Origin of the sequence: Caulobacter mirabilis, from assembly GCF_002749615.1 — a bacterium.
GTDB classification, from domain to species: domain Bacteria; phylum Pseudomonadota; class Alphaproteobacteria; order Caulobacterales; family Caulobacteraceae; genus Caulobacter; species Caulobacter mirabilis.
In genome coordinates this window covers 2,057,359-2,068,932 of sequence record NZ_CP024201.1, presented here as the reverse complement: position 1 = coordinate 2,068,932, position 11,574 = coordinate 2,057,359, and the positions used below count along the sequence as shown (strand labels likewise).

Here is an 11,574-nt window from a genome sequence, read left to right as displayed (position 1 = left end):
GCTCATCCCGGCATTCGCCGGGATGAGCGGATTACCCTTTAAAGCCGCTCCGCCTCCGCCAGCTTCTCGATCAGCCAGACCCGCGCCGGGGGCAAGGGCCGGTTCAGGGGACCGAAGACGAACTGTTCCAGGAAATGGCCAGTCAGGTCGAAGCCGGTGCGGATGTCGCCTTCGCCCAAGCCCCCCTGCGATGACAGCAGGAAGCGCGGCAACGGCAGCAGGCGATCGGCGTAGGGCTCGCCGGCCTGACGGCTGACCGCCCGGCCGGTGCGCGGGCTGACCCAGACCAGATCGTCGACCGCGCCGGTGGCGGCGCAGCGGCTGAGGTCCAGGCCGAAGCCCAGCTCCTCGAGCAGGCCAGCCTCGAAACGCACGAACACCGCCGGCCAGACCTCCGGCAGGGCGAAGGCCGCGGTCAGCGCCTCGAAAGCGTGGAAGGCGCCGGGATGCGGCTCGCGTTCGGGCAGCGCGCCGGCGGCGACCGCGGCGGCGGCGGCCAGGCCGGCCAGGGCCAGCGGATCGTCGAACAGGGCCGAGGCCCCCTCGCCCACCGGCTCCAGCCGCGCCGAGCCGAGCTGGTCGGGGACGCGGGCGTGGTAGCCGACCAGCACCCGCGACCCGGCCTGCAGGAAGGGCTTCATGCGCCGCGACGCGCCGCCGGCCACATGCGCGGCCCAGCGGCCATGGCGCTCGGTCAGCAGGTCGACGATGGCGCCGGTCTCGCCGTGCGCCCGCGCCGACAGCACATAGGCCTCGTCCTCCCACTCCATGCGGTCAGGGTTTCGGCTTGGCCTCGAAGGCCTTGATGCTCGCCGTGATGTCCTTGGCGATGTCGTTCGGGATCGGGAAGGTCAGGACATACTGGCTGACCTTCCAGCCGTCGGCGGTCTTCACCAGCGCGCCGGTCCCGCGCGTCGTGCCGTAGCCGGCGCTGTCCAGCACCTCGTCGAACCAGGCCACGCACCGGCAGTCGACCGGCGCGATCGTCACGTGGCGCGTTCGCGGCGTGTAGGTCCAGCCTTTGCCCTTGGAGAAGTGCGGCTCGGCGTAGGCGCGGAATTCCGGCAGGCTCCAGCGCTCGGTCACGTCCGTGCCGATGAACACCGCATCCGGCGCATACAGCGCGAAATAGGCCGGGCCGTCGGCCTTGGCCGCGGCGGCGTGCAGACTGTCGAGAACGACGCCGATGTCTTCCTCAGGCGTGGCCGCGAAGGCCGGGGCGGCGGCGAGGACCAAGGTCAGAGATGCGGCGCGGAGCATGTTGGAGAGCATTCGTTGTCATCCCGGACGGCCAGGGGCCGATCCGGAACCCAGAGAATCCGCCCCGGGTCCCGGCTCTTCGCTACGCTACGGCCGGGAGGACCCGTTGGGAAAGCCTAGACGTCGAAGTCCAGGCCCAGGCCTTCGTAGGATCCGCGCTCCTCGGCCCAGGTCTCGCGGACCTTCACGTGCAGGAACAGGTGCACCTTGCGCTCCAGCAGGTCGGTCAGCTCCTCGCGCGAGGCCTTGCCGATCCACTTCAGGGTCTGGCCGTTGGCGCCGATCACGATGGCGCGCTGGCCGTCGCGCTCGACGAGGATGGTCTGCTCGATGCGGACCGAGCCGTCCGGACGCTCCTGGAAGGCCGTCGTCTCGACATTGGCCGCGTAGGGCAGCTCCTCGTGGACGCGGAGGTACAGCTTCTCGCGCGTGATCTCCGCCGCCAGCAGCCGGATCGGCAGATCGGCGGTCTGGTCCTCCGGATAGAGCCAGGGACCAAGCGGCATCAGCACCGCCAGGCGCGCCTTCAGGTCGTCCACGCCGGCGCCGGTGGCGGCCGAGATCATGAACACCTCGTCGTAGACGCCGGTGTCGAACAGCCCCTTGGCCACGGCCAGCAGCCGCTCGCGCTTGACGCCGTCGATCTTGTTCAGCGCCAGGATCGCCTTGCGGTTCGCGCCCTTCAGGCCGTCGACGATCGACTGGACGTCCTCGGCGGCCTTCTTGTCCGCGCCCGAAGCGCCGCCGTCCTGCACGGCCAGTTCGGCCTGGACGTCGACCAGATGGACGACCACCTCGGCCTCCTCCGCCCCGGCCCAGGCCGAGCGGACCATGGCCCGGTCCAGCCGGCGGCGCGGCTTGAAGATGCCCGGCGTGTCGACCAGCACGATCTGCGCCTCGCCCTCCAGCGCGACGCCGCGCACCGGGAAGCGGGTGGTCTGGACCTTCTGGGTCACGATGGAGACCTTAGCCCCGACGAGGCGGTTGGTCAGGGTGGACTTGCCGGCGTTCGGCGCGCCGATCACGGCGGCGAAGCCCGCGCGGGTCGGGCCGGTGTTCTCAGGGGTATCGGTCATTGCGGCGGCTCATAGCACAGGGGGCGGACTTCGCGAACCGCGTGCGCATCGGCGCGAGAGGCGCTAAACGGCGCCGATGCTACGCCTGACCGAACTGAAGCTTCCCCTGGACCACCCGGCCGAGGCCCTGCCGACGGCGATCGCCGAGCGGCTGGGCGTGCGCGAGGACGAGATCAAGTCCTGGAAGGTCTGGCGGCGGGCCAACGACGCGCGGAAGAAGTCGGCGATCCTGCTGGTCTACACGGTCGACGTCGAACTGGCCGACGAGGCCGCGACGCTGAAGCGGCTGGCCGGCGACCCGCGGGTGCAGCCGACGCCGGACACGTCATACCGGCATCCGGTCCGCGCTCCGGCCGACCGGCGAGGCCCGAGGCCCGTCGTCATCGGCGCAGGCCCCTGTGGCATGTTCACAGGCCTGCTGCTGGCCGAGATGGGGTTCCGCCCGATCATCCTCGACCGCGGCAAGGTCGTGCGCGAGCGGACCAAGGACACCTGGGATCTGTGGCGCAGGGGCCGGCTGCATCCCGAGTCCAACGTCCAGTTCGGCGAGGGCGGCGCCGGCACCTTCTCGGACGGCAAGCTCTACAGCCAGATCAAGGATCCGCGCTTCCTCACCCGCAAGGTGCTGACCGAGTTCGTCGCCGCGGGCGCGCCGGACGACATCCTGACCGAGGCCCACCCGCACATCGGCACCTTCCGGCTGGTCAGCATGGCCGAGGCCATCCGGGCCAAGATCGAATCCCTGGGCGGCGAATACCGCTGGTCCACGCGCGTCGCCGACGTCGAGATCGAGCGCGGCGCCGACGGCCAGGGCCGGCTACGCGGCCTGCACCTGGAGGACGGGTCGTTCCTGGAGACCGACCACGCCGTCTTCGCCATCGGCCACTCCTCGCGCGACACCTTCGCGGCGTTGCAGGCGCGCGGCGTGTACGTCGAGGCCAAGCCCTTCTCGATCGGCTTCCGCATCGAGCACCCGCAGGGCTGGATCGACCGGGCCCGCTTCGGCGACTGCGCCGGACATCCGGACCTGGGCGCGGCGGCCTACGCCCTGTCGCACCATTGCTCCAACGGCCGGACCGTCTACAGCTTCTGCATGTGCCCGGGCGGCACGGTGGTCGCGGCGACCTCCGAGGAAGGCCGCGTCGTCACCAACGGCATGAGCCAGTATTCGCGCAACGAGCGGAACGCCAACTCCGGCATCGTCGTCGGGATCACCCCGGCTGACTATCCCAGCGACCACCCGCTGGCGGGAATCGAACTGCAGCGCGACCTGGAGAGCCGGGCCTTCGTGCTGGGCGGCGGGAGCTACTTCGCGCCGGGCCAGCGGGTCGGCGACTTCCTGGCCGGCCGCGCCTCGACGGCCATCGGCGAGGTGGTCCCCTCCTACCGGCCGGGCGTCACCCCGACGGACCTGTCGGCCGCCCTGCCCGACTACGCCATCGCCGCCCTGCGCGAGGCCCTGCCCGTCTTCGGTCGCCAGATCCCCCGCTACGACGACCCCGACGCCTTCCTGACCGGGGTCGAGACCCGGACCTCGGCGCCGGTGCGCTTCACCCGCGGCAAGGACTTCCAGAGCCTGAACACCCGCGGCCTGTTCCCGGCCGGCGAAGGCTGCGGCTACGCCGGCGGCATCCTCTCGGCGGCCGTCGACGGCATCAAGGTGGCGGAGGCGGTGGCGGCGAGCCTGGTCGAATAGGATCCGCCGTCCGAGATTTCACGCCCTACGGGCCGTCACGAGCCACGCCCGGGAATCGAACAACACGCCGTCGGACGTCGAATGCGCCTCCACCAGGCTTCGCAAGCGCTCGCGCGTCCGGCCGGCCTCCGGGGTTGGATCGGTGAGGATATCCCTGCCCGCGAACAGCTCGACCACGGCGTCGTAAGCCGCATCCGCGTCCGGACCGTAGAACACCGGCTCATGGACATCGGCGAAGTCGATCGAGGCGAACCCCGCCTCCGTGAGCACGCCGCTCGTCCCCATGCGGTCGGCGAGCGAGAACGCCGGCCCGCCGCTGGGAGGCGGTTCGCCCGGGGCCAGCGCGTCGCGGATGGCGGTCGCCCATTCGTTGCGGTCGCGGTCCTGCCAGACCAGCATGACCAGCCGAGCGCCGGGACGCATCGCCCGGGCGATGTTGGCGAAGGCGACGTCGGGCTCGGCGAAGAACATCACGCCGAAACGGCTGATGCAGAGGTCGAAACCGCCCGCCGGGAACGGCGCGACCTGAGCGTCCGCCAGCTCGAACGAGACGTTGCCCAGGCCTTCCTGAATGCTGCGCAGCCGGGCGACCCGGAGCATCTCCTCCGACACGTCGACCCCAAGGGCGCCGCCCTCCCCGGCCATGCGCGCCGCATCGCGCGTGGTCTTCCCCGCGCCGCAGCCGATATCCAGCACGCGATCCCCCGAACCGATCCCGAGGGCGGCGTAGAAGGGCTCATCGTGCCGCCGCAGCTCGGCGTCGTAGAAGTCCGCGCGGTTGAAGGTCATCGTCGCTCCCCGATGCGGCCGCATCATCCCGCAGACCGTCGCTCGGCGAAAGCGGCCGCGGCCCGGCTCCCGCAGCGACTTGCCGGCTCCGAGCCATGGGGATATATGAAATATATCTGTTTCATATACACCGAGGCCAACCGATGGGCATCGTCAACATCGAGGACGAACTGCACGAACAGCTGCGGCGGGCCAGCAAGGCGTCCTGCCGGTCGATCAATGGCCAGGCGGCGTTCTGGATCCGCCTGGGAATGCTGTGCGAGCTGAACCCGGGCGTGAGCTTCCAGGCGCTGATGGCGCGCGAGCTGAAGGCGGCGGGGGTCGAGACGTTCGACGATCCAAGGGCCGACGCGGCATGACCAAGACCCCGGCCGAGATCGAACTGATGGCGGAGTCCGGGCGGCTGCTCGCCTCTGTCTTCACCTACCTGGACAGGCAACCGCTCGCCGGCATGAGCACCATGGCGGTCAATGACCTGGTCGAGGCCTACATCGTCGACGACCTGGGCGCCCGGCCGGCCAGCAAGGGGCAGTACGACTACGCGTTCGTTCTGAACTGCTCGCGCAACGACGTGGTCTGCCACGGCGTGCCGTCGAACGACGAGTTCCTGGAGGACGGCGACATCGTCAACCTGGACATCACCCTGGAAAAGAACGGATTCATCGCCGACTCCAGCAAGACCTACCTCATCGGCCAGGTCGCGGCGCCGGCCCAGCGGCTGGTGCGAACGACCTACGAGGCGATGTGGAAAGGCATCCGCGCCGTACGGCCGGGGGCGACGCTGGGCGATATCGGTCACGCCATCGAACGGCACGCCAAGCGGGCCGGCTACTCCGTCGTCCACGACTACTGCGGTCACGGCATCGGGCGTGAGATGCACGAGGCGCCGCAGGTGCTGCACTACGGCAAGCCGGGAACGGGGATGCGGCTGCGCGAAGGCATGACCTTCACCATCGAACCGATGCTGAACGAGGGCCGCCGGACGGTGCGCACCGAGGACGACGGCTGGACCGTGGTCACCACCGACGGCAAGCTGTCGGCGCAGTTCGAGCATACGGTGGCGGTCACCCGCGACGGCGTACGGGTGCTGACGCTGCGGCCGGAGGAAAAGCGGGCGGCGGCCTAGCCCCGCCCTTCCCGCTTCAGCAGCATCTCCAGGGCGGCCGACTTCTCGGCCTCCTGGCGGGACTTGCCCTCGCCGATCTCGGGCGGGAATCCCTGGACAATGACCGAGACGTTGAAGTTCGGCGCATGGTCGGGGCCGGTGCGCGAGACCACTTCGTACTTCGGCAGCGGCAGGCCGCGGCCCTGCGCCCATTCCTGGAGCTGGGTCTTCGGATCCTTGCCGCGCGGCGAGGCCGGATCGGCGAACTCTTCCTTCCAGGCGTCGACGAAGAAGGCCCGGGCGATCTCCAGTCCGGCGTCGATGTAGATGGCCGCGATCAGGGCCTCGGTGGCGTCGCCCAGGACGCCGTCGGAGTCGCGCGCGCCGATCTTGCTGGCCGAGCCGGACAGGCGCAGCGCCGGGGCCAGACCGATCCGACGCGCGACGCGGGCGCAGGCCTTGCCGTTGACCAGAGCGGCCAGGCGCGGCGAGAGCACGCCTTCCTTGGCTTCCGGATCCAGCGCCAGCAGCCGCTCGGCGGCCAGCAGGTTCAGCACCCGGTCGCCGAGAAACTCCAGCCGCTCGTTGTGGCGCACCTTGCGGGCGCCGTCGCCGACGCTCGAATGGGTCAGGGCCCGCTCGAACAGGTCGCGGTCGGCGAAGACGTGGCCGATGCGGCGCTCAAGGTCCGCGACCGCCTGCTGTCGCCGGTCGCCGGTCATTTCAGCACGTTGAAGAACCGGCTCGGACGGGCGTCCAGGAACCAGGTCCAGGGCTTGAACAGCGCGGCCTCGGCGTTCCAGCTCAGCAGGATGATGTGCGCCCGGCCGACCAGGTTCTCCGCCGGCACGAAGCCGACGCCGCCCTGCTCCGGCGGCACCCGGCTGTCCAGCGAGTTGTCGCGGTTGTCGCCCATGAAGAAGTAGTGGCCCTCGGGCACCACGAAGACGCCGGTGTCGTCCACGTCGCCTGGACCACAATCGTAGGTCATGTAGGTGCGGCCGACGGTGTTGGTCTCGGCGAAGCGTTGCGGCGTGGCGCCGGTCGGGCAGTCGCCGGCGACGCCGAGGCCTTCGGCGACGCGGGTCAGCATCTGGCCGTTGACGTAGACCACGCCGCCACGGACCTGCACCCGGTCGCCCGGCACGCCGATCAGGCGCTTGATGTAGTCGATCTTCTCGTCGCTCGGCAGCTTGAAGACCACGATGTCGCCGCGCTGCGGAGCGCGCTCGAACAGCCGCCCCTTGAACAGCGGCGGGCTGAACGGGACCGAGTGGCGGCTGTAGCCGTAGCTGAACTTGGTGACGATGATGTAGTCGCCCTGCAGCAGGTTCGGCTCCATCGAGGCCGACGGGATCGTGAACGGCTGGAACAGGAACACCCGCAGCACCAGCGCGATCAGCAGCGCATAGAAGACGGTCTTGACGATCTCGACCGTCTCCTGGACCGCGCCGTTCTTCTTCGGCTCGCGGCTATCGCTTTCGGACGACGGGGCGGCGGTGGTCATGCTCGCGAGCGACTTTCTTCAGGGATACGCGGGACATCGACCCGCCTTGGTCGGGGTCTGGTTAGTCCGACCGCACGGCAGGGGCAAGCGTCCGCGCCGCCGCCACGGCCTCAAGACGCGAAGGCGGCGCGGCGTCCGGCTATTTGATCGGGTGCACGAAACGGTCGCCGCGCAGGTTCAGGAACCAGGTCCAGGGCTTGAACAGCGACACGTTCTCCCAGGAGGCCAGGATGATCTGCGCCTTGCCGACCAGGTTCTCGGCCGGGACGAAGCCCACGCCGCCCACCTCCGGCGGCACCCGGCTGTCGGCCGAGTTGTCGCGGTTGTCGCCCATCATGAAGTAGTGCCCCTCGGGCACGACATAGACCGGCGTATTGTCGAGCGCGCCGTCGGGACCGCAGTCGTAGGTCTCGTAGCGCTTGCCGATCGGGTTGGTCTCGATGAACCGGGTCGGGGTCGCGCCGTTGGCGCAGGCGTCGGGATTGCCCTGGCCGTCGGCCACGCGCGGCAGCGCCTTGCCGTTGATCGACAGCACGCCGTCGGTGACCTGGATGCTGTCGCCCGGCAGGCCGACGACGCGCTTGATCAGATCGGTGCGGTTGTTGGCCGGGGTCTTGAACACCACCACGTCGCCGCGCTTGGGCGCGCTGCCGAAGATGCGCCCCTTGAACAGCGGCGGGCTGAACGGGATCGAATGCCGGCTGAAGCCGTAGCTGAACTTGCTGACCACGATGTAGTCGCCGATCAGCAGATTGGGCTTCATTGAGCTGGACGGGATGGTGAAGGGCTGGAACAGGAAGATCCGCAGCACCAGCACGATCAGCAGGATCACGCCGAGCGACTTGATCGTCTCGACGGTTTCCTCCCGCGCGCCATTCGGCTTGTCGGCCTGATTCATTTAGGCGCGCCTTCCTTGGTCGTGATCTGCGTGGGCCCCTGCCCCGGCGACGCTACGATAGCCGCAGTTTGTTCGCGCGTTAAATCGGCTTCATTCCGTGAGAACGAGCGCATCATCCGCTTGAAGATCGGCGGCCGCCCCGAACGCACAAGACCTACCAGATTGCCGGACGGCACGAAGCCGAAGCCGCCTTCGGCCTCGGGAGGTCGACTATCCAAGGCATTGTCCCGATTGTCCCCGAGCAGGAAGTAGCGCCCTGACGGCACAATCAACTCGGCCATGTTGTCGAGATCGCGTGGGCCGCAATCGTAAGTGAGGTAGGAAGCGCCCCCGGGCAGAGTCTCACGAATACGTCGTGGCGGCCGGCCGCTATCGGCACAGACACTCCTGGGACCTTCGCCTTCCCCCACTTGCTGAGCCGCTTGGCCGCTCACCGTCAGCCTTCCATCCTCCAACCGGATCCGGTCGCCTGGCAGGCCGATAACTCGCATCGCCATCAGCACATCGGCGCTTGGCGCCCGGAAGGTCACGAAATCGCCGCGACGCACTTCATCAAGCGGCTCCACGTAGAAGACATCCCCAGGCGCCATGGTGGGCAGCATGGCCGTTCCGCCGTAGCTGTAACTGCGGCTCGCGTTCACCACGCCCACCGTCGCGGCCGCGATGCCGACCACAACAACGACACCCGCCAGCCCCATGGTAACCGTCCGCCCCCGCATCATCTCAGTCTTCCGTCGCCGGAATCGCCTCGATGATGACGAAGGCCTGAGCGTAGGGGTGATCGTCGGTCAGCGACAGATGGATCACCGGGACCATCCCGGGCGGGGTGATCTCGGCCAGACGCTCGGCGGCGCCGCCGGTCAGGGCCATGGTCGGCTTGCCGCTGCGCAGGTTGACCACGCCCATGTCGGCCCAGTGCACGCCGCGACGCGGCACGCCGGTCCCGAGCGCCTTGGCGCAGGCCTCCTTGGCCGCGAACCGTTTGGCATAGCTGGCCGCGCGGCCGCCCTGGGCGTTGACCTTGCGCTCGGACCGGTCGCGCTCGACGGACGTGAAGGTGCGGTTGACGAAGCGGTCGCCGAACCGCTCGAGCGTCTTCTCGATGCGACGGATGTCCGACAGGTCCGAGCCGATGCCGATGATCACGCGGCCTGCTCGCTCGATCTGGCGGCGTCCATCAGCCGGCGCATGCGCTCGATCGCGCCGGTCAGGCCGATGAAGATGGCCTCGCCGATCAGGAAGTGGCCGATGTTCAGCTCGACGATCTGCGGGATGGCGGCGATCGGGGCGACGGTGGCGTAGTCGATGCCGTGGCCGGCGTGGACCTCCAGCCCGAGCGAGCCGGCCAGGGCCGCGCCCTCGCGCAGGCGATGCAGGATGGCCTCCGCCCGCTCCGTCTCGCCCGCCCGGGCGGCGTCGCAATAGGCGCCGGTGTGCAGCTCGACCACCTGGGCGCCGATCTCGGCGCTGGTGCGGATCTGCCGAGGATCGGCCTCGATGAACAGCGACACGCGCGAGCCCGCGTCGCGCAGCCGCTTCACCGCCGGGGCGATGTGGTTGTGGCCGCCGACGACGTTCAGTCCGCCCTCGGTGGTGACCTCCTCGCGCCGCTCGGGCACCAGGCAGGCGGCGTGCGGATGATGGCGCAGGGCGATGCCGATCATTTCATCGGTCACCGCCATCTCGAAGTTCAGCGGCTTGCCGCGCTTGCGGCAGAGGCCGGCCAGGATGTCGATGTCGGCGTCGGAGATGTGCCGCCGATCCTCGCGCAGGTGGGCCGTGATCCCGTCCGCCCCGGCCGCCAGGGCCAGCTCGGCCGCGCGATCCGGCTCCGGATAGCTGGCGCCGCGGGCGTTCCGGATGGTCGCCACGTGGTCGATGTTCACGCCGAGACGGAGACGGTTCATGCGCGGCCTTCCTTCAACACCGCGAAGATAGGGCTCAGCGCAGCCGGCGGCTACCCGGGTCCTGAACCGGAATGGCGGCCAGTTCCGGCGGCAGCTTGTCGGCCTCGTAGGCCGGGACCTCCATGGAGGCCAGCGCGATCAGCGGCACGCCGACGTCGGCCTTGCCGCCGGAGCGGTCGACGATGCAGGCCGCGGCGATCACCTCGCCGCCCGCGGCGCGGATGGCCTCGATGCATTCGCGCGAACTGAGGCCCGTGGTGACGATGTCCTCGACCATGACCACCGTCTGGCCCGGCTCGATGTGGAACCCGCGACGCAGCTTGAAGGCCCCGCCCTCGCGCTCGACGTAGAAGGACTGCACGCCCAGGTGACGGGCGGTCTCGTAGCCCGGGATGATCCCGCCGACGGCCGGGCTGATCGCCACGTCGGGCTTGCCGACCTGGGCGACGATCTTCTCCGCCAGCGCCTTGCACAGGCGCTCGCAACGGTCGGGCTGGGCGAAGACCAGGTTCTTCTGCAGGAAGACCGGGCTGTGCAGCCCGCTGGACAGGACGAAATGGCCTTCGCGCAGGGCGCCGGAAGCCCGGAATTCTTCGAGGACGTCTTGGGTGTTCATGGCCCGCGTAGATAGCCGGGTCCGCCGACCTCGGCTAGGCGCTGCGATACGATCGGCATCACGGTCGGGCTTTGACTTCCGACGCGGGGCGTCCCACCTTGAGCGGGTCATGAACCCACGCGCGACCTTCCATCGTCGAGCTCATCACGCGGGACGCCTCGTCGAAGGCGGCTGTCCCCGGGCCTGATCGCGCGCGTCGCGACCGGCCCGGGGCCGCTCGCCTGCCTGACCCATGTCGCCTGACCCGTGTCTGCCTGACACACGAATCCCGCATTCCGGCCGCGAAGGCCGAGGAGCTTCCCCATGACCGCCCCCCAAGCCGCGACCGCGGCCCGCCCCGCCGTATTCATCAGCACCGCCGACCTGGAGCGGCTGATCGACCTGCTGCCCGAGAGCGTCCTCCCGACCGCGCCGGGCGCCGCCCTGCTGGCCGAGGAGATCGCCCGCGCCCAGATCTGCGCCGAGGACGACATGCCGGCCCGCGTCGTCCGGATCGGCTCCAGGGTCCGCTACCGCGACCTGATCACCGGCCGTGAGCGCCAGGTGCAGGTGGTGATGCCCGGCGACGCCGACATGGACCATGGCCGCATCTCGATCCTGTCGCCCATCGGCGCGGCCCTGATCGGCCTGCCGGAGGAACAGGTCTTCGCCTGGCTGGACGCCGCCGGCGAAGAGCGGCGCATCCAGATGCTTGGGCTGGACGACTGACCGGCCTATGAG

The 11,574-nt window shown here is 69.6% G+C and carries 15 protein-coding genes; 4 read left to right on the top strand and 11 right to left on the bottom strand.

Features of this window, described 5'->3' with window-relative positions:
* Positions 1–38 precede the first annotated feature (38 nt).
* The 3 genes from recO to era form a co-directional block, all read right to left on the bottom strand.
* Positions 39–770 carry a DNA repair protein RecO gene (gene recO / locus CSW64_RS10185; protein ID WP_099622004.1) on the bottom strand — a complete coding sequence of 244 codons (732 nt, stop codon included), beginning with the start codon at positions 768–770 and terminating at the stop codon, positions 39–41.
* A 4-nt stretch (positions 771–774) separates the two neighbouring features.
* Positions 775–1,272, bottom strand: coding sequence for a nuclear transport factor 2 family protein (locus tag CSW64_RS10180; RefSeq protein WP_245863885.1), 498 nt, complete (start codon positions 1,270–1,272; stop codon positions 775–777).
* A gap of 104 nt (positions 1,273–1,376) precedes the next feature.
* Positions 1,377–2,336, bottom strand: coding sequence for a GTPase Era (gene era, locus CSW64_RS10175; RefSeq protein WP_099622003.1), 960 nt, complete (start codon positions 2,334–2,336; stop codon positions 1,377–1,379).
* Between the two features lie 76 nt (positions 2,337–2,412).
* Here era and CSW64_RS10170 point away from each other — a divergent pair, with 76 nt between their 5' ends.
* Entirely contained in the window at positions 2,413–4,032 is a 1,620-nt protein-coding gene (locus CSW64_RS10170) for an NAD(P)/FAD-dependent oxidoreductase (RefSeq protein WP_099622002.1), read from the top strand.
* Between the two features lie 18 nt (positions 4,033–4,050).
* On the opposite strand, the gene CSW64_RS10165 is transcribed toward CSW64_RS10170, so the two are convergent.
* Complete coding sequence (locus CSW64_RS10165) at positions 4,051–4,821, bottom strand: class I SAM-dependent methyltransferase (protein ID WP_099622001.1); 771 nt, start codon at positions 4,819–4,821, stop codon at positions 4,051–4,053.
* 143 nt (positions 4,822–4,964) lie between these two features.
* Here CSW64_RS10165 and CSW64_RS10160 point away from each other — a divergent pair, with 143 nt between their 5' ends.
* Both CSW64_RS10160 and map read left to right on the top strand, forming a co-directional pair.
* A complete protein-coding gene (locus CSW64_RS10160; RefSeq protein ID WP_099622000.1) occupies positions 4,965–5,180 on the top strand; it encodes a ParD-like family protein in 216 nt (71 codons plus the stop codon).
* Positions 5,177–5,947, top strand: coding sequence for a type I methionyl aminopeptidase (gene map / locus CSW64_RS10155; protein WP_099621999.1), 771 nt, complete (start codon positions 5,177–5,179; stop codon positions 5,945–5,947). Before CSW64_RS10160 ends, map begins: the two co-directional genes overlap by 4 nt.
* Here the strand turns inward: map and rnc are convergent.
* The 7 genes from rnc to pyrE form a co-directional block, all read right to left on the bottom strand.
* A complete protein-coding gene (gene rnc, locus CSW64_RS10150; protein ID WP_099621998.1) occupies positions 5,944–6,648 on the bottom strand; it encodes a ribonuclease III in 705 nt (234 codons plus the stop codon). The genes map and rnc overlap by 4 nt on opposite strands.
* Entirely contained in the window at positions 6,645–7,433 is a 789-nt protein-coding gene (gene lepB / locus CSW64_RS10145; RefSeq protein WP_099621997.1) for a signal peptidase I, read from the bottom strand. The genes rnc and lepB (CSW64_RS10145) overlap by 4 nt, the downstream gene beginning before the upstream one ends.
* A gap of 139 nt (positions 7,434–7,572) precedes the next feature.
* On the bottom strand, positions 7,573–8,331 hold the full coding sequence (lepB, locus tag CSW64_RS10140; RefSeq protein WP_099621996.1) for a signal peptidase I: 759 nt from the start codon (positions 8,329–8,331) through the stop codon (positions 7,573–7,575).
* Positions 8,328–9,029, bottom strand: a complete 702-nt coding sequence (lepB, locus tag CSW64_RS10135) for a signal peptidase I (RefSeq protein ID WP_172448509.1) — start codon at positions 9,027–9,029, stop codon at positions 8,328–8,330. Before lepB (CSW64_RS10135) ends, lepB (CSW64_RS10140) begins: the two co-directional genes overlap by 4 nt.
* A gap of 25 nt (positions 9,030–9,054) precedes the next feature.
* Positions 9,055–9,477, bottom strand: coding sequence for a holo-ACP synthase (acpS, locus tag CSW64_RS10130; protein ID WP_099621994.1), 423 nt, complete (start codon positions 9,475–9,477; stop codon positions 9,055–9,057).
* A complete protein-coding gene (locus CSW64_RS10125) occupies positions 9,474–10,238 on the bottom strand; it encodes a pyridoxine 5'-phosphate synthase (protein WP_099621993.1) in 765 nt (254 codons plus the stop codon). The genes acpS and CSW64_RS10125 overlap by 4 nt, the downstream gene beginning before the upstream one ends.
* 34 nt (positions 10,239–10,272) lie before the next feature.
* Positions 10,273–10,854, bottom strand: a complete 582-nt coding sequence (pyrE, locus tag CSW64_RS10120; RefSeq protein ID WP_099621992.1) for an orotate phosphoribosyltransferase — start codon at positions 10,852–10,854, stop codon at positions 10,273–10,275.
* 303 nt (positions 10,855–11,157) lie between these two features.
* On the opposite strand from pyrE, the gene rnk reads away from it, so the two are divergent.
* Positions 11,158–11,562 (top strand): nucleoside diphosphate kinase regulator, encoded by a 405-nt coding sequence (gene rnk, locus CSW64_RS10115; protein WP_099621991.1) that lies wholly within the window; start codon positions 11,158–11,160, stop codon positions 11,560–11,562.
* The last annotated feature ends 12 nt before the right edge of the window (positions 11,563–11,574 follow it).

Excerpts from the sequence above, each read along its gene's own strand:
- CSW64_RS10125 (WP_099621993.1), bottom strand. The coding sequence starts at position 10,238 with ATGAACCGTCTCCGTCTCGGCGTGAACATCGACCACGTGGCGACCATC.
- rnc (WP_099621998.1), bottom strand. The coding sequence starts at position 6,648 with ATGACCGGCGACCGGCGACAGCAGGCGGTCGCGGACCTTGAGCGCCGC.
- map (WP_099621999.1), top strand. The coding sequence starts at position 5,177 with ATGACCAAGACCCCGGCCGAGATCGAACTGATGGCGGAGTCCGGGCGG.
- lepB (WP_099621996.1), bottom strand. The coding sequence starts at position 8,331 with ATGAATCAGGCCGACAAGCCGAATGGCGCGCGGGAGGAAACCGTCGAG.
- CSW64_RS10180 (WP_245863885.1), bottom strand. The coding sequence starts at position 1,272 with ATGCTCTCCAACATGCTCCGCGCCGCATCTCTGACCTTGGTCCTCGCC.
- recO (WP_099622004.1), bottom strand. The coding sequence starts at position 770 with ATGGAGTGGGAGGACGAGGCCTATGTGCTGTCGGCGCGGGCGCACGGC.
- lepB (WP_172448509.1), bottom strand. The coding sequence starts at position 9,029 with ATGGGGCTGGCGGGTGTCGTTGTTGTGGTCGGCATCGCGGCCGCGACG.
- CSW64_RS10165 (WP_099622001.1), bottom strand. The coding sequence starts at position 4,821 with ATGACCTTCAACCGCGCGGACTTCTACGACGCCGAGCTGCGGCGGCAC.
- lepB (WP_099621997.1), bottom strand. The coding sequence starts at position 7,433 with ATGACCACCGCCGCCCCGTCGTCCGAAAGCGATAGCCGCGAGCCGAAG.
- era (WP_099622003.1), bottom strand. The coding sequence starts at position 2,336 with ATGACCGATACCCCTGAGAACACCGGCCCGACCCGCGCGGGCTTCGCC.
- CSW64_RS10160 (WP_099622000.1), top strand. The coding sequence starts at position 4,965 with ATGGGCATCGTCAACATCGAGGACGAACTGCACGAACAGCTGCGGCGG.
- CSW64_RS10170 (WP_099622002.1), top strand. The coding sequence starts at position 2,413 with ATGCTACGCCTGACCGAACTGAAGCTTCCCCTGGACCACCCGGCCGAG.
- pyrE (WP_099621992.1), bottom strand. The coding sequence starts at position 10,854 with ATGAACACCCAAGACGTCCTCGAAGAATTCCGGGCTTCCGGCGCCCTG.
- rnk (WP_099621991.1), top strand. The coding sequence starts at position 11,158 with ATGACCGCCCCCCAAGCCGCGACCGCGGCCCGCCCCGCCGTATTCATC.